The organism is Anaerobacillus sp. ABR4_321 (assembly GCF_056158505.1).
The window spans coordinates 1,641,266-1,660,743 of sequence record NZ_JBSWTK010000001.1; the positions used below are offsets into that span (position 1 = coordinate 1,641,266).

Below are 19,478 nucleotides of genomic sequence, written 5' to 3' on the forward strand. Positions count from 1 at the left end.
TATGGAAATTATTCTCTATTTGGCAGTTGCAGTCATAGCGCTAGCTTTTGCTATCTTAAGTATTTTTCTGATTAAAGTATTGAGATCTACGAATGCTACCCTTTCTAAAACTGCTGAGACGATTGATTCTGTGCAAGGTCAGATTGATGGATTAACGAAAGAAACGACTATTCTGCTCCATAAAACGAATGTTTTGACTGACGAAATTCAAGAAAATGCAGCAAAGTTCAGTCCAGCGTTCGATGCTGTGAAGGATACTGGTGAATCTTTGAAGAAACTCAACAACTCTTTTGCAAAAATCAGTCATTCTTTTGAAAAAGGTGTAGAATCAAAGCAGGGAAACACGGTTAAAGTAGCGAATTGGGGTAGTACTATCTTAGGATTATGGGAACAGTATCGTCTTAAGAAGTCGTACACTCAATCTGTTAAGGAGGATGGTTAATCATGAAGAAAACGGATTCTGAACACAAAGTCGATGTGAAACACGAACCTGCCCCACAAGGTCAAGACTCTGGTGAAAGAGAAGTGATTCGAATCAATAAGTCTCCTAAAAAACAGGATATTCAGAAGAAAGGGCCAGCAATTGCTGCTCTTGCTGGAACAGTTGTCGGCGCTGCTGCGGGTGTACTTTTAGCTCCTAAGTCAGGGAAGGAACTTCGTACTGATATTAGTGAAGGGGTTACCAAGGCAAAAGACAAAAGCGTTGAGGTAACTGGGAATGTGAAAGAAAAGTCGACTACATTCGCTCAGTCTGTTAAAACAAAATCCAATGATCTTGTCGACAAAGTGAAAAGTCGAAAGAAGAATAGTGAGACTGCTAAGAAAGAAGAAGCCATTGTCCCTAACGGATACACGAAGAGAAAAGCTTCCGAACTCGATGAAACAGAAGTCCCAGTCTCAGCAATGGTAGATCACGATGTCGAAAAGATGATCGTCGAAACGTCAGGTGCTGAAACGATGGATGATGTGATTCAACAAGATGTTGAACGAACGCTCGAGAGAGATCCTGATTCTCCAGAAACTTTGGATGAAGCAGCAAAGCTTGAACTCGAACGAACATATCGTAAATAAATGATTGATATAAACAATCACACCTGGTTCGCAGGTGTGATTTTTATTTTTTCTATTTGATTAAGATGTCTAACTCAATCGTTATGGTAACGTATAAGAATGAAGAAGTTTTTCAGGAAGAAAGGCGAATTATACATAGATTGGATGGATACGATGAATTTAACGATCAAGAAGATGGACATTGAAGGAGCTAAACGAACACTAAGTTGGGTATACGAACCGCCTTATGATTTTTATAATAACGAAGTAAATGAAGAAGAAATAAACGAACGACTAGATGGTTCCTATCGATTACTAGTTGATGAAAATAACAAAGTAGTAGGTTTCTTATGTTCAGGTGAAACAGCTCAAATTCCGGTTGGGCATACCTATGGTGTATATCCTGATAATTTTATAGATATCGGTTTTGGAATGGATCCTAATTATACTGGACAAGGGAATGGATATGAGTTTTGTACAATCATTATGAACTATATAAAAGAACAGTATGTCAGAATGCCGATTAGGTTGTCGGTCGCAACATTTAACAATAGAGCTATTCATTTATACGAGAAATTAGGGTTCAAAAAGAAAGACGCATTCACTACTGACTATGCAGAGTTCATTACGATGATAAAAGAGGATTAACGCTAGCGTTCTTAACGAGGTGAAACTAGATAGTTTTTCACAGCTAAAAAAGCAGGTAGATACCTGCTTTTTATGATGGATGTATAGAATTTACTCGAGTAGCTTTTGACACAACATTACGAGCTTTAATTGCTTCTTCTTGATCTTGTTTTGCTTTGTTTTCAATTTCCTTAATGTGCTGTTTCGAAGGACCAATCATGATCTCATATTACCTCCTATCATATGTTAGTAGGCAATACCCCCTGATATCGTAAATAAAACTAGAATGACTGATAAAGTAATAAAATGGTAAAAAAGACGGTTATACTTTTATATCATCACACGAATTCTTAATAAGGAACGTCTGAAGGGCGAAAAAGTGCGAGAAATGTAGTCTTATGACTAGTTTCGACGAAGTTATTTCCAGGATTCTAATTTTAGTGCACAATAGTGATAACGAAGGACAAGACGTGAGATTAAATAGCAGAGGTGGCATACGAATGAATAAAATTCTGATTGTTGATGACCAGTATGGAATTCGTATTTTGTTAAGTGAGCTTTTTAGGAAGGAAGGCTTCATAGCGCTGCAGGCACCAAATGGCATTACAGCGATTGAGTTAGTGAAGCAAGAAGATCCTGATCTGATTTTATTAGATTTGAAGATGCCTGGGATGGATGGGTTAGAAGTATTTAAGTCTCTAAAGAAGTTGGACGAAGACGTTCGGGTTATCTTTATGACAGCTTACGGTGAGCTTCAGCTCGTAGAAGAATTCATGAATCTAGGTGCAATCACACACTTTGCTAAACCATTCGATATCGAGGAAGTATGTCGAACAGTTAAAAGGGTCCTTCAAGAAAATCCTAAAAAAATGACGTCATCTAAATAATATGTAAGAAGACCTGCTATTTCAAAGCAGGTCTTTTTTTTGCTTGTGAAGATTTGTCTAGGTATATTTTCGAAACCTTTACCTTGATGTGCCGTATTAGTTGTTAATGATAAGAAGGGGGAGAATGAGCATGAACGATCATGAAATTGATTTTACGTTATACGGTGATGATATGCAGTTTGTAGAGGTAGAGCTTGACCCCGGTGAAACGGTTATTGCAGAAGCGGGTAGTTTGATGATGATGGAAGATGAAATCGAGATGGAAACGATTTTTGGTGATGGAAGTGGGCAACGTGGAATGATGGGTAAGTTGTTCAGTGCAGGGAAGCGAGTATTGACTGGAGAAAGTCTCTTCATGACAGCCTTCACAAATCAGGGAACCGAGAAGAAACATGCGTCGTTTGCTTCTCCTTACCCAGGAAAAATCATTCCTATGGACTTGAGTGAACTGAATGGAAAGGTGATCTGTCAAAAAGACGCTTTTTTAGCTGCTGCTAAAGGAGTGTCAGTAGGTATAGAATTCCAAAAGAAAATCGGAGCCGGTTTCTTTGGTGGAGAAGGCTTTATCATGCAGAAACTTGAAGGGAATGGAATGGCTTTTGTTCATGCGGGAGGCACCATTCATAAAAAAGAGCTTAAAGCAGGTGAAGTATTGCGTCTGGATACCGGTTGTCTTGTTGCGATGACAGAAGAAGTTGATTACAATATTGAGTTTGTTAAAGGTGTGAAAACAGCTCTGTTTGGAGGAGAAGGATTGTTCTTTGCAACGTTGAAAGGTCCAGGAACAGTTTGGGTGCAATCCCTTCCATTCAGCCGATTAGCAAGCCGTGTTTTCGCTGCTATGCCACAAGCAGGTGGAGCAAAAGGAGAAGGAAGCATGGCAAAAGGCTTGTTCGATATGTTCAATGGTGATTGAGATAAAAGAAAAGCTGGCAATAGGGTCACCCTATTGCCAGCTTTGTTTTATTTACGTTTAACTTTCTTTTTCTGAGACTCATTCTTTCTAGTTACTTCAAGACCTAGCTTATTTGTGATCTTCTCAAGATATTTTTCTTCACCAGGAAGCAGGAGAGTAACAACATGACCTTCGTTACCCATTCTTCCAGTACGACCTGAACGGTGTACGTACGTTCTTGAATCCTCTGGTAAATCATAATGAAACACGTGTGTGATGTTCTCGATATCAAGACCACGAGCACCAAGGTCTGTTGTAATTAACAGTTGAATCTCTCCTTTACGGAATTTATTCAACACGTTTTTTCGTTCCGTTTTGTTTGTAGAGCTGTCCAAAACATCAAAGGAAATTTTCTTCGTAGCAAGGATCTCTTTAAGGCGCAATAGGAATTTACTATTGTTAACAAACGCAAGCGCCTTAACACCATCTTTCTTAGAAAGTTTTCGTAGTAATTCAGGCTTCTCACGTCGATTTGTAACATAGTAGCTATGTGCTACAGCTTCTTTCTCTTCTTTTGATGCTTTGATGGTGAGATGAGATGCATTTTCAGATAGCTTCTTGGCTTGCTGCGTTACTTTTTCAGATAGGGTTGCTGAGAAGAAAAGCAATTGGCAATCACGCTTCGCGGACTGACAGATAAACGAAACGTCATCCATTGTGGATGGGTGAAGCACTTGGTCGGCTTCGTCGCATACGATGGTCTTCACTTCATGCATTTTGAGTTTCTTCATGTCGATTAATTCCGCTACGCGGTTAGGTGTACCTACAATTAGTTTTGGATGCTTCTTCAACTTTTCAACTTGGCGCTTTATTGCAGCTCCTCCAATCATTGAGGCAGCGCTCATACCACTACCTTCTAGAAACTTTTGAGCTACACCGAATACTTGCATCGCAAGTTCACGGGTTGGTGCAAGTATAATTGCTTGAGTGTGTGTGATATCACTTTGTAATTCCTGAATAACAGGTAGAAGGTAGGCTAACGTTTTTCCTGTTCCGGTTGGTGCTTCAACAAGTAGATCCTCACCATTCAGAATACGAGGCATTGCTTGTTCTTGAACAGGTGATAGTTGGTCAAACCCAGCTTCTTTCCAGTTATTCAAGAGAAATGGGTGTTGTTCGAACATAGTCATATGGATACTCCTTTTATTATCAAGTGAACTTATTTTAACATATATTGTCCATCTCAGTATCCTTCGCATATGTACGCTTTATTTACCCGATACTAACGTCATGAATAGTAAGGAGGGCTTCTGAGATGAAAAAAGATAAAACCGACATGCAGTCCCCTGTTTTTGATGAAACGCAACCACATCAAGTTGATGCCCCGTCCTTTAAGGGTACTGGTATAGAAATGAAAGCTCCTTTTGTAAACCGCTATGGCGTCGTTATTGGCGATAGTCTGTATGACTCATCTGATTCCCCTCTTAATAATTGGAGTGATGAGGTCGATCCCTCCATTATGTCTGGAGATGAATGGATTCACCCAACGAATGATATCGGGTGGAATACAGAAGAAAATCATGAAATGTTACATCAAAAACGTGCTGAGAACGGGTTTTTACCTCATGACACTCATGATGCAAGCTATATGAAAGACTAGGATGTTTGAGGGATAAGCATGAGGGAATGAAGATGGCAAGGAGGTCGAGCTCATGAATGGATATTTACTTAGGAAAATGGCCGTTTATATCTTAATTGCAGGTCTTATCGTCGCATTGTTCATCGGAATCACTCTCGGAAATTACTTGCCAGATTATGCTTCGATTCAAGAGCCGCATCCTCTTCGGTGGATATTTGCTTTTGGAGCTTTTGGGGTTAGTGGTATCATTTCATCAATTATGTATACAGGTGGCGTGATTGCTGGAATCATTGAAAGAAAAACTTAGTAAAATGGACAAGGAGCGCATCGATTCGATGCGCTCCTTCTTATGGGTTAATTTAACGATCGTTAATTTATTAACAGTAACTCCTTCATTGCCGCGGTAAACATACCATCGAGATCTGTTGATCTCTCAAACAACGAAAGCCCTACCTCTCTTTCATCCTTACGGCTCCGAAGCCGCGCCAGTGTGAGTGAGCAGGATCAACAGCAATTGTAGTATGGCCATTCACTTGATGTAAGCCAATTTGAAACATGCTGTTCATACCTTTCCAGTTATGAATTTTAGTTCTCCTAATGTTAAAGGAGCTAGTTGTTAATACGGGAATTTCGAGATCCCAATTTCTTATTATACACTCTTGAGGGAAGATGTCAATGTTTGGGCTGTTTATTTTTTCCTATTGAGTGTCCCAGAACGCCGAGTGCAATACCAAGACATGCTCCGCCAGCGACCTCTGCAGGTTGATGTCCGAGAAGTTCGTTAAGCTCTTCTTCTCTCCTTACATGCAGAAGGTCAGGATAATGGCCTGATAATAATTCGATATCTTCATCAAGGTCATTTACTAATTGAGCTATTTCACCAGTATGCCTTCTGATCCCCTGTGCGTCGTACATAACGATGACCCCGAAAACACAAGCTAGCGCAGTTTCGATCGATTCTTTTCCAGTTTGTAATGCAGTATAAGTTGCTAGTGCAGAAACACCTGCTGAATGGGAACTCGGCATTCCACCTGTTTGAAAAAGAGGACGCCAATCCCATTTATTGGCCTGTTTCTTGTGAGTGAGTATTTTCAGGCTTTGCGCTAATGCAATGGCAGATAATGCTGTAATGATTCCTTTATTCAACGTATTCACCTCAATCATAGTCTCCCTTACAAAAGGATGTAATATGTTGAGTCTGTTGTGAAATAATAAATTTTAAACGGAGGGATCGACAGTGAATATTAACCAAAAAGATGCGATGTTGATTCAGAAAGCATTGAGAGCTCTTCAAAACGAAGAAAACGAACCAGAGTATTCAAACGTACTTACTAGACTGACGAACAAGCCTGGAATGAACGCCGATCTAGAATCGTTTATGAATGATGCTACAGATTACAATAAGCTGATGAATTAGAAATACTGCCGGGGTCCTTTAGGCCCTGGCCCTTTTTATGTAAATGGGAACGATAACTAGTCCTCCTCTCAGTAGTTCCACATACAATATTTAGGAAGAAGTGTGGCACATTAAAAGGAGTGAGGAAAATGGCAGAAAACCTTAAGTATGCCATTACTAGGGATTATATAAGTAAGGGGAAATCTAGGCCACAAGAAAAAAATAACGGAATATCATTCATTGTTGCGCACGATACAGGCAATGCTGGTTCCACTGCATATGCGAATCGCGCATATTTTGCAAAAAACGTTGTTTCAGCTTCAGCACATACGTTTATTGATGATGATGTTATCTTAGAAATTATTCCATTAGATGAAAAAGCATGGCATGTGCGCTATGTTGTAAACACGGATAATGTTTTATTTAATGGTGATGCGAATGATCATGCGATCGGAGTGGAACTTTGTTGGGGAGGAAGCATTACGTTTCGAGAAGCGTATAGTCGGTACGTTTGGTACATCGCCTATCTATGTGACAAATTTAAGTTAGACCCAGAGTCTGATGTTGTTGCACACTCCACATTAGATCCTACACGAAGAACAGATCCACAGAACGCTTTGAATCGTTACGGCGTAACATGGGCAGAATTCATTCGTGACGTGACAGCTTCCTATCATTTGCTCGATGGTTCTGATGTTATAGACGTCATTCCAACACCGCCTCCTAAAAACGTTTTACTTATCAGCTATGGAGATCGCGGGGACGAAGTGAAACGAATTCAAAACTATCTGATCAATGCGGGTATGAATCTGCAGGAATATGGTGCAGACGGGATTTTTGGGAGAGAAACGGAATTGGCTGTTAAGAAGTTTCAGCGATTGTATGGTCTTAGTGAAGATGGAATTGTAGGTCCGATCACGCTAGCTGCTCTAAAGAAAGCTCCAAAGAGACCTTCATCTCAAGCTCCTGTAAGACCTTATCCAGGTCACTATGTCATGATAGGGGATCGTGGAAAAGATGTTGAGGCAATCCAGCGAGCAGTCAATGTTAAGCCAGATGGCATTTTCGGCCCCATTACGAGAGACGCAGTAAGGAGTTATCAATCTAGAAAAGGATTACTTGTAGATGGTATCGTAGGACCAAAAACATGGAACGTAATGTTCTAATCGCTAAAACGCCGCCCCTCATTTGAAGGGGCGGCGTTATTTTTATTTCGGAACCTTTAATTCAGGAACCCATTGACTCATGTGTTGATTTATTTCATCAAGTAACTCAGGTTTAGATTCATTTAGCGGTTTTACAATGTAACCTTTCTCTACAAAAGTTGGGAAGAAGGATGGAGAGGTCACACGAACGCTCGTCTCACCTCTAAATTTCTTCTTTTCGATATCCAAGGTAAGGATACCACCTATATCTTTATAGTTATTTTTTTGGCCAGATAAGAAGTTGCCTAGAGAGTAGGCTACAAAAACCTTGCGATCATCTGTCGTATTGATCCATTCAACCGGTTGAAGAACGTGAGGGTGATGACCTAGGATAATGTCGGCACCTGATTCTGCTATAAATGAAGACAATTCTAGCTGAAAGTTATTCGGGAGCCTTTCGTATTCATTTCCAAAATGCATGCTGACAACCACAGCGTCTGAAATGGATTCAGCTTCTTGAATATCTTTCGCAATCTTTTGTTTGTCGATGTAATTGACCAGATATGGCTTGTCTGCAGGGGGGCGAATGCCGTTTGTACCATATGTATAAGCAAGAAAAGCTACTGTGATATCATCTTTTTTTATCGTTCTGATCTTCGATTGATCTTCTGGTGAAAGGTAACTTCCTGTATAAAGCATTCCGATCTCATTCCAGTGCTTAAAGGCATTTTGTAATGCTTTTTCACCACGGTCAAGCGTATGGTTATTTGCCATAGAGACGATATCGACACCGCTTTCTTTTAGGGCGTCCCCTACTTCTTGTGGGCTATTGAAACTTGGATAAGAAGATAAACCAATCGAAGTTCCACCGATGACTGTTTCCTGATTAGCAAACGTAATATCTGCCTTCTCCATCTCAGATTTCACAGCTTCAAGCATCGGCATAAAGTCATATCCGTTGTTCGTTTCAGCATTTTCATAGACCCTGTCGTGAATCAGAATATCTCCAACTGCTGAAAGACTTATTGAAGAAAGAGATACGGTATTGTTTTCCGCTACAGCAAGATCGTCACGGTACGATGACAGGTTTTTTGGTTCTGAAAGTGATTCCCCTCCAGTAGAAAGTAAAAGAAACGTCACACTAGTAGCGAGAAAAACAACTAGCGCACAAATAACGATAAATTTAGTTTTCATTGAGTTCACCTTTGTTATAGATTTAAAACGATACACTTATTATATGGTATCTCTACAAATAGTCCTAATTCTTTTCAAAAAAAAAGACGCGACTAGTCGAATTGTGACTATTGTCGTGTCTTTTATTCGTTACAATACAAAATTGAGGTCATCGAATTTCCTTGTCGCCTTGCTTGGGTGTTCAAGGTATTCAGACAGTACTGGTACGATCGATTTGTTGTAGATTCCGTTTATCTTTGATTTCTCAAAAAGGATCAGGTCAGGATTTGTTTTTGAGAATTCTTCAATCGGGGGTTGAAGCTCTAGTTCATGAAATGATGTTTCGTAATCAACCACAATATTGGCCTGATAACTTGATAGTGAAAGGCCAGCATGCAGCTGTCCCAAAATGCTTGAATGCTTATAGTACTCCGTCACGATACGTATGTCTCGTGGTGTGTAAGGTAAGATGATTTTAGGGTGATTAGAGACGATCATGATTTCCTCTGTGAAAGGTCTTGTGATCATGAGGAACTCATCTAACTTCTCTTTATAATGAGCAGTGTTTAGGAGTTCACTATTTTTGTCATCGATTAGTAATAAGCCAGTGACCATTTTTTAACCTCCTATGGTTTATTTTCATTTAGTTTAATCGCTTTATCCCTTTCAAGATGTGTATTTCGTCACACCCTGATTGAAAGGTGTGATTATTGTCACACCTTAAATTCAAGGTTGCTGGTATACTAAACTTAAGATGAATTGGAACGAAAGGAGTTCGGATAATGGAGTGCCCAATGATTTCAAAAAACACGGCTGGCTATAATACTCAGTCCTTTGCTTCTGAAAATTTCACAAAACTAAAAGGTGTTATGTATGAGAGGCATGTGCCTCGTGGTGAGAAGATTTATTGGGAAGGTGAAGAGTGCCAACATATTTACTTTCTTAAACAAGGTGCGGTGAAATTAACAAAAAGCTCAGATGAAGGAAAAGACCTTGTACTGTATTATTTCCAATCTGGAGATTTGTTCGGTGATTTAAAAGATGATGTTCACATAACGAATAGTTATACTGCAGAGGCAATAAGCGATTGTACTCTTGGTGTTATTCAACAAAAGGATCTTGAAACGCTCCTCTGGCAAAATGGTGATTTAGCGATCGATTTCATGAAGTGGCTTGGTTACATGCAGCGTTTTTTACAAACAAAACTTCGAGACCTCTTGTTCTTTGGTAAAAATGGCGCTCTTGCCTCTACGCTGATCCGTATGTCGAATACGTATGGCGTATCGGAAGGCAACAAAGTGCGGTTCACAAATCGCTTAACAAATTCAGAACTAGGAGACTTAATCGGCTCGACGAGAGAAACAGTCAATCGAATGTTAAACCAGTTAAAAAGAGAAGAGATCATCGACTATGAAGGTGGCGTCATTACGATAAGAGATATTGACCGGTTAAAGGCTATTTGTCACTGTGAAGGATGTCCTAGCAGCATATGTAGATTGTAAGGGTGTAAGAGATCATGATCTCTTATACCCTCTTTTTTTTGTGTGAAATTCACCATGTTTGTGATATATGTCACAGATGCTACTCCTTCCATCTCCTAAACTAAGAGTAGACATTGAGTTAGGGGGGAGAGAATTGAAACTTGTTGATAGTAAAAGTGAAGCTCACCGTTCAGTAAAGGTTGAGAAAAGTGAAGAAGAGCTTAAAGGAACAATTATTTCTGTCTTTATGGTAGGTGGTTTTATCGTTCTATCATGGGGAGCTGTTTACTGCTTATATGTAGCGAGGTTTTAATCAGGAGGGAAGCATATGCACATTCATAAGTTTGAGAAAATCTGGTTAATTGTCGGAAGTGGAACATTAGTCGTATTTTTACTGATTATCGGTATCAATGCATTTGCAATGGGTCACACACCGCCGAGTGATGATGAAATTTTAGATCCTCAAGAAGTCGATATTACGGCTCCATTCGACGAACCAGGCTTAAAAAAGATTGGAGAAAACGAATACGAATTGGTAATGATTGCTCAAGCGTTCACATTTCAGTCTGTTCAAGACTTGAAAATTCCGAAAGGAGCGACTGTTCATTTTACGGTAACGAGTAAAGACGTTGTGCATGGATTTCAAATTCCAAAGACAAACGTGAATATGATGGTCACTCCTGGTCACGTAAATAAAATTACTCATACGTTTGACGATGTGGGTCAATTTTTAATTTTATGCAATGAATATTGCGGAGTCGGACACCAGGCGATGGGTGTGCCTCTGGAGGTGATCGAATGATAAGTCAAGTTGTTGATCGTGCAGATGCAAAGCTTAGTATGGCACACATTTATGTTGCATTTGCAGCGGTACTACTAGGAGGTATTGCTGGACTGCTTCAAACTCTTGTAAGAAGTGGAACGGTTCAGCTTCCTGCAGGGATAGGCTATTATCAATTACTCACAGCTCATGGAATCTTACTCGCACTTGTTTTTACAACCTATTTTATTATTGGATTCTTTTACGCTGGTCTAAGCAGAACGTTAGGAAAGTTTTACGATCAACCGTTTAGAATGGCATGGCTGGGATTTGTCGTCATGACGATCGGAACAGTCTTAACGACCGTTATGATTTTATTAAATGAAGGTACTGTGCTTTACACATTTTATGCCCCATTGAAGGCTTCTCCCTTGTTTTATATTGGATTAACGTTCTTTATTATTGGCACTTGGTTAGCTGGCGGGGCAATGTGTAGTCACTATTATATTTGTAAAAAGGTATCAAAGAAAAAACTCTCTCCACTGTTTGCTTTTATGGCTGTCATGACGATGGTTTTATGGTTTGTCGCTACAATAGGTGTCGCTGCATCAGTACTCTTTCAATTTATTCCTTGGTCATTTGGATGGGTAGATGGCATCAACATCTTACTTAGTCGTACGCTGTTTTGGTATTTTGGTCATCCTCTCGTTTATTTTTGGTTACTTCCTGCGTACGTGTGTTGGTATGTCATTATTCCTGAAATCATCGGAGGGAAAATATTTAGTGACGCTCTAGCACGTTTATCATTCGTTTTATTTCTACTGTTCTCAATTCCAGTAGGCTTTCACCATCAGTTACTAGAGTCAGGAATTTCTCCGTTCTGGAAATTCTTACAGGTAGTCTTAACTTTTATGGTTATCGTTCCTTCTTTGATGACAGCATTCTCATTGTTCGCTACGTTTGAAATCTCTGGACGTAAAAAGGGAGCATCTGGGTTGTTCGGGTGGTTTAAGAAGCTTCCATGGAGAGATGCACGATTCTTTGCTCCTATGGTCGGTATGCTGATTTTCGTTCCTGCAGGCGCAGGAGGAATCATCAATGCAAGTAACCAGATGAACCAAATCGTTCATAACACGTTATGGGTAACTGGACACTTCCATCTTACAGTTGCTTCTAGTGTTGCATTGACGTTCTTTGGAATTGCGTATTGGTTGATTCCGCACCTTACAGGCAGAGTACTAACAGGAAGAATGCACAGTCTTGCAAACTTACAAACGATTCTTTGGGCAGTTGGAATGTTCTTCATGTCAGGTGCTATGCATACTGTTGGGTTACTCGGTGCTCCTAGAAGAACAGCTTACACAACCTATCAAGATCACCCGGATGCTCTAGGATGGATTCCATATGAAGTGACGATGGCACTTGGGGGCTCGATATTATTTATTGCTATTTTATTATTGATGTTTATTCTGACTGATCTTGCATTTTTTGCTCCAAAAGGAAAAGAAGACTTCCCAATCGGAACAGTTGCCGATCGAGCTGAAAGAACACCAGTTATCCTTGAAAATTGGAGGCTTTGGCTGACAGTAGCTACGATTCTCATTCTCGTTGCATACACGGTTCCGGTGGTGCACATGATCGAACACGCACCGCCAAGTTCCCCAGGATTTAAGTTTTGGTAACTAAAAGCGCTGGTTATAACAGCATTAGAGTGTTGAAACAGTTTTGGTATTGCAGAGTAGTCCATTATTTCCGCTCCAATTAAGGTTAAGTAATATATGGATGGTCAGAATCTCCTTCCAAATTCATCTGTTAAACCATTGGGACGGAATGGATTTATTTCCTTCAAGTAGGAGAGACGTTCGTATGCGGAGCATGCGATCGTCATCGGCTACGGCATTGGGAGAACAGAATAACGACATCGTTTTCTCTACAAACTGACGCTGGTTTATACCAGCGTTTTTATCTTTGATCATAGTTTTGATATAGTATAGAAGAAAATGTGGAAGGAGGACTATATGAAGAAACCTAACATTCTATTTATTGGCGCTGGTCGTATGGCAGAAGCCATTTTTTCTGGACTTAAACAATCAGATCACATTGGCACCGTCACGATCTCTAATCGATCAGATAACGGAAGACTAGCTCATCTAAAAGATACATATCATGTTGAAACTGCAAAATGGCAGGATGTTGTTTCAAATCACGACGTTGTTATTCTCGCAGTACCTCCTGCAAGTCACCCTGCTGTATTGAAAGAGCTATCGGGCTTTGTGACGAGTCAGCTCATTATTACTGTAGCTGCAGGTATTGGACCAACTCAACTTGAAGAAGCATTACCTCAAAGTCCTGTGGCATGGATCATGCCAAATACTGCAGCTGATGTGAAGGAGTCTATGTCCATCTTTGCTTGTGGAAAACGTGTTACTGAGGATGACCGAGCATCCCTGCAACTCATTTTGGACGCAATCGGGGAATCTGAAGAACTGTCTGAAGAACAAATCCATCAGTTGACCGCTGTCACAGGCAGTGCACCTGCATTTGTTTATCAATTCGCAGAAGCTCTCCAACAAACAGCGAAAACATATGGATTAACGTCAGAGCAAGCAACGAAACTTGTGGTACAAATGATGTACGGATCCGTAGCGATGTTAAAAGACGGTAGGGAGGCAAGTGCTCTCCGCGATCAAGTAACAACGCCAGGAGGAGCGACTGCAGCAGGTTTGGATGTTCTTAAAGAAGCTCATTTTGATGAGTTACTTAATGAAGCTGTTCTAGCGGTTAATCGAAAAGCAAAAGAACAAGCAAAATAAAACTTGCTCGGACTAGTCCGAGCAAGTTTTATTGTTAAAGGATATATGGTCCTAACAAAAGGACGACGATTCCGAGGTTAATTCCAAGTTGGTAAGATGTTTTTTGTAAAATCGTCCATTCGTGGTCTTGACCAAGTCTACTGATCATATAGGATATTCCAAAAATTACGAGTGGCCATACATAGCCAGCACCTGGGAATATTAAGTAACTCGGTGCAAGATATTGAAATGGTCCATCAAGGATGGATGGTAAAAAGGCAATTTGTGACCCTACGAAAAGCAGTACGATCGTCCATTCAACCCAAGGCTTATCCTGTTCGAGTGCAGCAGTGTTTGAAAAATATAGGTACATAAGAGCGAATGCTGGCAGGATAAGAAATCCAAAAGAGAACGCAAGCATCGCAAACATACCCACGATTGCTGAGAATGTGTCGAAAATAGCTAGTTTGATATCTTGGCCACTGGTTTTTGTGCTATCCTCAATGACTGTTTCTGATGTAGAAGCACCATGCAATTCGTAACCGGATTTTTCTCTGTCTAACCAAACGATCGCATCTCCTGTTAGACTGATCGGTCTGATCGAAAGCTCATCGCTCGTACTCCTGCGAGAAGCTACCCACTCTCCTTCTTCATCCATCTTTGCTTCATAAATACTTACAACAGATTTTTTTGGAGAGATGTTATCGTTTGCGCTGAAGAAGACCGTTGGTTCACCGTCTTTAATGCCGAGTGTAAAATAACTTGGCTTAGAAAATGTATTCCCTGTTTCAGAATTATAGATTTTGAGAAGTTTTGAGTCGGTTTCTCCTTCCCCTGAACTTTCGGCGTAATATGTATTGATAATTTTAGATCCGTTTCTTGTAGCAAAAACGGTATACGTGAAGGCAGTCGTTTCTTCTTTCTCTACAGCTTGAAAATTACTGTAGTGGTCGCCTGCAACAAGTTTGGTTTCCATTATGAGTTCAGGTGATTTATCTGGTTTAACATAGTAGATTCTGTTTGTAGTGCCCGTTAAAGCATGTAGGATAACATTATCATCTTCTGTTATCACTGCATTTCGAACTTGCTCTTCCTGATCAAATCCCACTTCATTTTTTATTTGTCCGTTAGGGGTAATAAGGTAAAGCGTGTGCTTTGACCATGCTATGGCACCATTGGGTGAGGCGTTTATGCCTTCGACAGCGTTCAAGATCGAATTTTCAGTTCCTCCCTTTGAATAGATGAGCTGATCCCCTTCTTTATAGATGGCTTGATCCTCATCAATATAAAAAGAATAGCCTTCAGGAATGCTGAAATTTAAATTCGAGGATGACGCCTCGAGCTGTTCATCAACATTGATTTTCCTTACCGGATCTCCAGGAACATAAATATCTGTGGATTTTTCTTCGTTTGTAACAAATACCTCATTATCTTCAATCGATAGTCCCAATTCCATCGTTCTACTCCAGCCGTCGTCAGGTTGCTGTTGAATGGTGTTCAGCTGGTGAAGAAAAACAAACAATAAGATGATAAGACCGGCACCGATAGGTAATGCTAATTTTTTCATTTTTTCCTCCCCCTCATTCCCTCTCCTTGTTCATACGTATGAATTTTACACAAGTTTCAAAAAATTTACAATACATGATAAATGAACGCTCGAATAAATTTTGAATAAGATGCGTTAACTCTATGGTTCACAGGAGGAGCAATCTTATGAGGAAACGTCGAGTAGAGAAACGAATAGAAGAGTTTATTCGGTTGGCACACTCTTCTCAAGGGGAGGATGGCGCGTTTCGCTATTGCTTTGAGAATAGTCTCCTAACGGATGCAGCCATGATTGTTTTAATCAAAACCCTGGAGTTACAGGAAGAAGAATTACTGCAAGCACTAGTAGAGCGTCTTTTAGAACAGCAAGATCCTTCGGGGTGCTGGAAACTCTACCATGATGAAGAAGCGGGAAATCTCTCTGCGACTGTACAGGCTTATCACAGCTTGTTATTTTCTGGTAAGGTATCGAGCGAAAGGTTAGAAAGCGCGCGGTACTACATCATAATGAAAGGTGGACTAAGTAAGACAGACTCAATAACGAAAGTGTTTCTGGCTATACATGGTCATATTCCATGGCCAAACTTATACCACTTCCCAATGCTCTTCATGCTCATACCGGAATCATTTCCAATCTCGTTTTATGATTTAAGTTCGTATGCTCGCATTCATTTTGCTCCAATCATTATTATGCAAGATAAAAAGTATACCCTTCAAACGAAGTGGACACCAAATCTTACAGAGCTTGTAAGTAGAGAACGGCACGAGGTTAGAGAGTCCGTACTCAATTTACCTGCTAACTTACTATTTCTTGCAAGAAAAAGAGTGGAACAATACATGCTGCAGCGTATAGAATCTGATGGAACGTTGTTCAATTACGCTACAGCTACGTTTTTCATGATCTATGCGATGCTTGCACTTGGTTATGATCGCCACTCACCAACCATTATGAATGCAATGAATGGATTAAAGAAGATGGTGTGGAAGTCTGAGTCACATCTTCAGAATTCCCCTTCGACGATGTGGGACACGGCTTTAATGTCGTATGTTCTTGATGAAGCAGGTGTTTCATATGAGTCTCCAATGAGAATAAATTCGGCTAACTACCTTCTACATCATCAGCAAGACCGAAAAGGTGATTGGGCAATAACGAGACCAAACATCGAGCCAGGTGGATGGGGGTTTTCTGAAGGGAATACCTTTCATCCAGACATCGATGATACTTCTGCAGCTTTAAGGGCAATCAAGAGATATATACCTTTTGATGAAGGTATACACTCTGCTTGGCAAAAGGGAACGAACTGGTTGATCAGCATGCAGAATAACGATGGAGGGTGGCCTGCGTTTGAACCTGACCGAAAAGCACTTTTATTAAAAGAGATCCCTATCGATGGAGCTGACTCCTCTTTCCCTGATAACTCGACAGCGGATCTAACGGGTAGAACAGTCGAATTCCTATGCAATAGTGCAGGGTTGGAACGAACTCACCCAGTCATAAAAAGGGCGATCGATTGGCTTGTGGAAAATCAGAAAGTTGATGGCTCATGGTATGGCAGATGGGGGATTTACTATATTTACGGTACGTGGGCATCACTCACAGGATTAAAAGCTGCTGAAGTAAGAGAAGATCATCCCACAGTAAGAAAAGGCTTAGAGTTTCTTAAGAGGATACAGCGTGATGATGGAGGGTGGGGAGAGTCTTGTTCTAGCAATGTGAAAAAATCATACGTTGCACTCGCTCATAGCACACCTTCTCAAACTGCTTGGGCTGTTGAGGCGTTGATGGGTTTCGAAGGAGATACCATCGAAGTTAAGAGGGGAATCGATTATCTTCTCAGGAATCACACAGAAAAAGAACGAACGTATCCTACCGGTGCGGGGTTAGCGGGTAGCTTCTATATTCAATACCATAGCTATGAGTTGATTTGGCCGCTCCTTACACTCTCGAAATACTACAAACTACTTGAAAAATAAAACAAAGTGCGTAAACCGCACTTTGTTTGTTATTCTAATCCTTTTTTCTCAAGTTCCCTAACTCTAATTTCTCCCGTTCCTCGAGGGATTTTGACGGAATGCACAGTGCTCGCCTCAAGCTCTTTTGCGATCATATCCGTCGCTTCTGAAGGATCGATCTTATCACCACAAGTATAAACGTCGATCGAGGCATACCCATGCTCAGGGAAGCTATGAATCGTGAGGTGAGATTCAGCAATAATGACAGCACCGCTAATTCCCTGTGGTTCAAAAGGGTGAAAAACGACTTCACGGATTTCCGCTCCAGAATCGAGTGCAGCTTTAGCGAATGTTTCTTCTATAAAAACCAAATCGTTCAATTTCTCTTTATTACAATTCCACATTTCAGCTATGATATGATGGCCAAGTGTTTCGATGATTCTTGCCTCCCTTGATTTACTCATTATAGTTTCTATAATAAGAAATCTATTTATACAACGTTTCTCCCCTCTGAAAAGAAATGTTAAACTGATTTTGCATAGCTTTCTTCACTTGAAGGTTATCATTTGACACCTTATGTTTAAGTGTTTAAACTTAAGAACAAAAAGAGAGTTAAAGGAGTAACCGCTATGACATCGATACCTACTTTGGTTGGAAACCATAAAGATTATTTTCATACCGGCGAGACAAAGGAGTTTAGCTTTAGAAAGCAGCAGCTTGAAAAATTAAGGGATGCGATCAAGGAGTATGAGGAAGAGGTACTACACGCATTGAAAACGGATTTACATAAATCAGAGTGGGAAGCTTATACGACGGAAATCGGATTTCTTCTTGAGGAAATCAAGTTCACGATCAAGCATTTGAAGGAATGGATGAAGCCAGAAAGTGTTAAAACACCCATGACGCACATTGGATCAAAGAGCCATATTCATTCAGAACCTTTCGGCGTTACGCTCATAGTCGCACCTTGGAACTATCCGTTTCAGCTTCAACTTGCTCCACTTGTTGGAGCGATCGCTGCAGGTAATTGTGCAGTTTTGAAACCTTCTGAACTTACCCCAACAGTATCACAAGTTCTTGCCAAGTTGATTCGAGAGAACTTTGAGGATAAGTATATTTCGATCGTCGAAGGTGGGGTTCAAGTAAGTACGGAACTGCTAAAGCAGCCGTTCGACCATATCTTTTTCACTGGCAGCGTCCCTGTTGGAAAAATTGTCATGGAAGCAGCAGCGAAACAGCTTATTCCCGTTACCCTTGAGTTAGGTGGTAAAAGCCCTGCTATTGTAGAGAAGGATGCAAATCTGACCCTCGCTGCCAAGAGAATCATGTGGGGGAAATTTACGAATGCAGGTCAAACATGCATAGCGCCTGACTATCTCTACGTTCATCGCGACGTTAAGAGTGATTTACTTAAGAAGATGCAGGACGTACTATACGAATTCTATGGTGATGATCCAATATCAGATGAGAAATATGCGCATATTGTAAGTGATAAGCATTTTGAAAGACTAAAGAGTTTTCTTAGCGATGGCGATGTGATAATCGGTGGTCAACATAAAGCAGAAGAGAGGGTTATCGCTCCAACGCTACTCGACAATATCTCATGGGAAGATCCCATCATGCAAGATGAGATCTTTGGGCCGTTGCTACCGATCCTTGAATTTGACGACCTTCAGGACGTCGTCACGGAAGTGCGTAAACGACCGAAGCCACTAGCTCTTTATTTCTTCTCTGAAAGTGATGAGAAACAGGATTACATTACAGACAACCTTTCTTTCGGTGGAGGGTGTATGAACGATACCCTTATGCACATTGTTTCACCATATCTCCCGTTTGGAGGAGTTGGAACGAGCGGAACAGGTAGTTACCATGGAAAGGCGAGTTTCGATGCATTTTCTAATACGAAGAGTATCGTAAAACAAACGACCAAATTTGATTTCTCTTTCCGCTACCCATCTGCTAAAAACGGGTTGAAAATAATAAAGAAAATAATGGGGTAAGAAGCCTTTACTCCTTTACAATTTCTATAGAAATGGATAACGCTTTTTCTCTTTAGTATCTTAAACTATCGTGATATGATAACGAGAAAGCTACTCCCATCTTTTAAAGGTAGGGTTACTTTTGATAGGAGGATA

The 19,478-nt window shown here is 40.5% G+C and carries 23 protein-coding genes and 1 pseudogene; 17 read left to right on the top strand and 7 right to left on the bottom strand.

What is annotated here, in order from left to right:
* Position 1: 1 nt before the first annotated feature.
* From ACXADT_RS08445 to ACXADT_RS08455, 3 genes are all read left to right on the top strand, one after another.
* Positions 2-442: a DUF948 domain-containing protein gene (locus ACXADT_RS08445; RefSeq protein ID WP_474834241.1), complete on the top strand. Its 441-nt coding sequence runs from the start codon at positions 2-4 to the stop codon at positions 440-442.
* A 2-nt stretch (positions 443-444) separates the two neighbouring features.
* Entirely contained in the window at positions 445-1,071 is a 627-nt protein-coding gene (locus ACXADT_RS08450; protein WP_474834243.1) for a YtxH domain-containing protein, read from the top strand.
* A gap of 153 nt (positions 1,072-1,224) precedes the next feature.
* Positions 1,225-1,698 (top strand): GNAT family N-acetyltransferase, encoded by a 474-nt coding sequence (locus ACXADT_RS08455; protein WP_270179705.1) that lies wholly within the window; start codon positions 1,225-1,227, stop codon positions 1,696-1,698.
* Between the two features lie 70 nt (positions 1,699-1,768).
* Here the strand turns inward: ACXADT_RS08455 and ACXADT_RS08460 are convergent, their stop codons facing one another.
* Positions 1,769-1,897 carry a hypothetical protein gene (locus ACXADT_RS08460; RefSeq protein WP_474810777.1) on the bottom strand — a complete coding sequence of 43 codons (129 nt, stop codon included), beginning with the start codon at positions 1,895-1,897 and terminating at the stop codon, positions 1,769-1,771.
* A gap of 280 nt (positions 1,898-2,177) precedes the next feature.
* Between ACXADT_RS08460 and ACXADT_RS08465 the strand changes: the two genes are divergently transcribed.
* Together ACXADT_RS08465 and ACXADT_RS08470 are read left to right on the top strand one after the other, a co-directional pair.
* Positions 2,178-2,564, top strand: coding sequence for a response regulator (locus ACXADT_RS08465; protein ID WP_474810778.1), 387 nt, complete (start codon positions 2,178-2,180; stop codon positions 2,562-2,564).
* A 130-nt stretch (positions 2,565-2,694) separates the two neighbouring features.
* A complete protein-coding gene (locus tag ACXADT_RS08470; RefSeq protein WP_474810779.1) occupies positions 2,695-3,480 on the top strand; it encodes a TIGR00266 family protein in 786 nt (261 codons plus the stop codon).
* A gap of 47 nt (positions 3,481-3,527) precedes the next feature.
* Here ACXADT_RS08470 and ACXADT_RS08475 read toward each other — a convergent pair whose 3' ends face one another.
* A complete protein-coding gene (locus ACXADT_RS08475) occupies positions 3,528-4,649 on the bottom strand; it encodes a DEAD/DEAH box helicase (protein ID WP_270179703.1) in 1,122 nt (373 codons plus the stop codon).
* 125 nt (positions 4,650-4,774) lie between these two features.
* Here ACXADT_RS08475 and ACXADT_RS08480 point away from each other — a divergent pair, with 125 nt between their 5' ends.
* Positions 4,775-5,119 carry a DUF3905 domain-containing protein gene (locus ACXADT_RS08480; protein WP_474834245.1) on the top strand — a complete coding sequence of 115 codons (345 nt, stop codon included), beginning with the start codon at positions 4,775-4,777 and terminating at the stop codon, positions 5,117-5,119.
* Between the two features lie 52 nt (positions 5,120-5,171).
* Positions 5,172-5,405, top strand: coding sequence for a hypothetical protein (locus ACXADT_RS08485; protein WP_270179701.1), 234 nt, complete (start codon positions 5,172-5,174; stop codon positions 5,403-5,405).
* A gap of 365 nt (positions 5,406-5,770) precedes the next feature.
* Here the strand turns inward: ACXADT_RS08485 and ACXADT_RS08490 are convergent, their stop codons facing one another.
* Complete coding sequence (locus ACXADT_RS08490) at positions 5,771-6,253, bottom strand: divergent PAP2 family protein (RefSeq protein ID WP_474834247.1); 483 nt, start codon at positions 6,251-6,253, stop codon at positions 5,771-5,773.
* Between the two features lie 82 nt (positions 6,254-6,335).
* Here ACXADT_RS08490 and ACXADT_RS08495 point away from each other — a divergent pair, with 82 nt between their 5' ends.
* From ACXADT_RS08495 to ACXADT_RS08505, 3 genes and pseudogenes are all read left to right on the top strand, one after another.
* Positions 6,336-6,515, top strand: a complete 180-nt coding sequence (locus ACXADT_RS08495) for a hypothetical protein (protein ID WP_270179699.1) — start codon at positions 6,336-6,338, stop codon at positions 6,513-6,515.
* A 128-nt stretch (positions 6,516-6,643) separates the two neighbouring features.
* A pseudogene (locus tag ACXADT_RS08500) lies at positions 6,644-7,168 on the top strand (peptidoglycan recognition protein family protein); the annotation flags it as partial.
* Between the two features lie 93 nt (positions 7,169-7,261).
* Positions 7,262-7,660: a peptidoglycan-binding domain-containing protein gene (locus ACXADT_RS08505; protein WP_474814736.1), complete on the top strand. Its 399-nt coding sequence runs from the start codon at positions 7,262-7,264 to the stop codon at positions 7,658-7,660.
* A 42-nt stretch (positions 7,661-7,702) separates the two neighbouring features.
* Here the strand turns inward: ACXADT_RS08505 and ACXADT_RS08510 are convergent, their stop codons facing one another.
* On the bottom strand, positions 7,703-8,833 hold the full coding sequence (locus ACXADT_RS08510; protein ID WP_474834248.1) for a CapA family protein: 1,131 nt from the start codon (positions 8,831-8,833) through the stop codon (positions 7,703-7,705).
* Between the two features lie 129 nt (positions 8,834-8,962).
* The gene (locus ACXADT_RS08515) at positions 8,963-9,427 is read right to left on the bottom strand and encodes a hypothetical protein (RefSeq protein ID WP_474834250.1); all 465 of its coding nucleotides are present in this window, start codon (positions 9,425-9,427) and stop codon (positions 8,963-8,965) included.
* A 179-nt stretch (positions 9,428-9,606) separates the two neighbouring features.
* On the opposite strand from ACXADT_RS08515, the gene ACXADT_RS08520 reads away from it, so the two are divergent.
* The 5 genes from ACXADT_RS08520 to proC all read left to right on the top strand — a co-directional run bounded on the left by ACXADT_RS08520 (position 9,607) and on the right by proC (position 13,866).
* Entirely contained in the window at positions 9,607-10,314 is a 708-nt protein-coding gene (locus tag ACXADT_RS08520; RefSeq protein ID WP_474835830.1) for a Crp/Fnr family transcriptional regulator, read from the top strand.
* A gap of 133 nt (positions 10,315-10,447) precedes the next feature.
* Positions 10,448-10,606, top strand: a complete 159-nt coding sequence (locus ACXADT_RS08525) for a cytochrome c oxidase subunit 2A (RefSeq protein ID WP_474834254.1) — start codon at positions 10,448-10,450, stop codon at positions 10,604-10,606.
* A gap of 15 nt (positions 10,607-10,621) precedes the next feature.
* Positions 10,622-11,095 carry a cytochrome c oxidase subunit II gene (locus ACXADT_RS08530; protein WP_270179694.1) on the top strand — a complete coding sequence of 158 codons (474 nt, stop codon included), beginning with the start codon at positions 10,622-10,624 and terminating at the stop codon, positions 11,093-11,095.
* A complete protein-coding gene (locus ACXADT_RS08535; protein WP_270179693.1) occupies positions 11,092-12,735 on the top strand; it encodes a b(o/a)3-type cytochrome-c oxidase subunit 1 in 1,644 nt (547 codons plus the stop codon). Before ACXADT_RS08530 ends, ACXADT_RS08535 begins: the two co-directional genes overlap by 4 nt.
* Positions 12,736-13,071: 336 nt before the next feature.
* Positions 13,072-13,866 carry a pyrroline-5-carboxylate reductase gene (gene proC / locus ACXADT_RS08540; protein WP_474834256.1) on the top strand — a complete coding sequence of 265 codons (795 nt, stop codon included), beginning with the start codon at positions 13,072-13,074 and terminating at the stop codon, positions 13,864-13,866.
* Positions 13,867-13,900: 34 nt separating this feature from the next.
* Here proC and ACXADT_RS08545 read toward each other — a convergent pair whose 3' ends face one another.
* The gene (locus ACXADT_RS08545) at positions 13,901-15,412 is read right to left on the bottom strand and encodes a hypothetical protein (RefSeq protein ID WP_474834258.1); all 1,512 of its coding nucleotides are present in this window, start codon (positions 15,410-15,412) and stop codon (positions 13,901-13,903) included.
* Between the two features lie 146 nt (positions 15,413-15,558).
* Here ACXADT_RS08545 and ACXADT_RS08550 point away from each other — a divergent pair, with 146 nt between their 5' ends.
* Positions 15,559-17,364, top strand: coding sequence for a terpene cyclase/mutase family protein (locus ACXADT_RS08550; protein WP_474834260.1), 1,806 nt, complete (start codon positions 15,559-15,561; stop codon positions 17,362-17,364).
* Positions 17,365-17,393: 29 nt separating this feature from the next.
* Here ACXADT_RS08550 and speD read toward each other — a convergent pair whose 3' ends face one another.
* Positions 17,394-17,780, bottom strand: coding sequence for an adenosylmethionine decarboxylase (gene speD / locus ACXADT_RS08555; protein WP_270180610.1), 387 nt, complete (start codon positions 17,778-17,780; stop codon positions 17,394-17,396).
* A gap of 192 nt (positions 17,781-17,972) precedes the next feature.
* Here speD and ACXADT_RS08560 point away from each other — a divergent pair, with 192 nt between their 5' ends.
* Positions 17,973-19,343 (top strand): aldehyde dehydrogenase, encoded by a 1,371-nt coding sequence (locus ACXADT_RS08560; RefSeq protein WP_474834262.1) that lies wholly within the window; start codon positions 17,973-17,975, stop codon positions 19,341-19,343.
* The last annotated feature ends 135 nt before the right edge of the window (positions 19,344-19,478 follow it).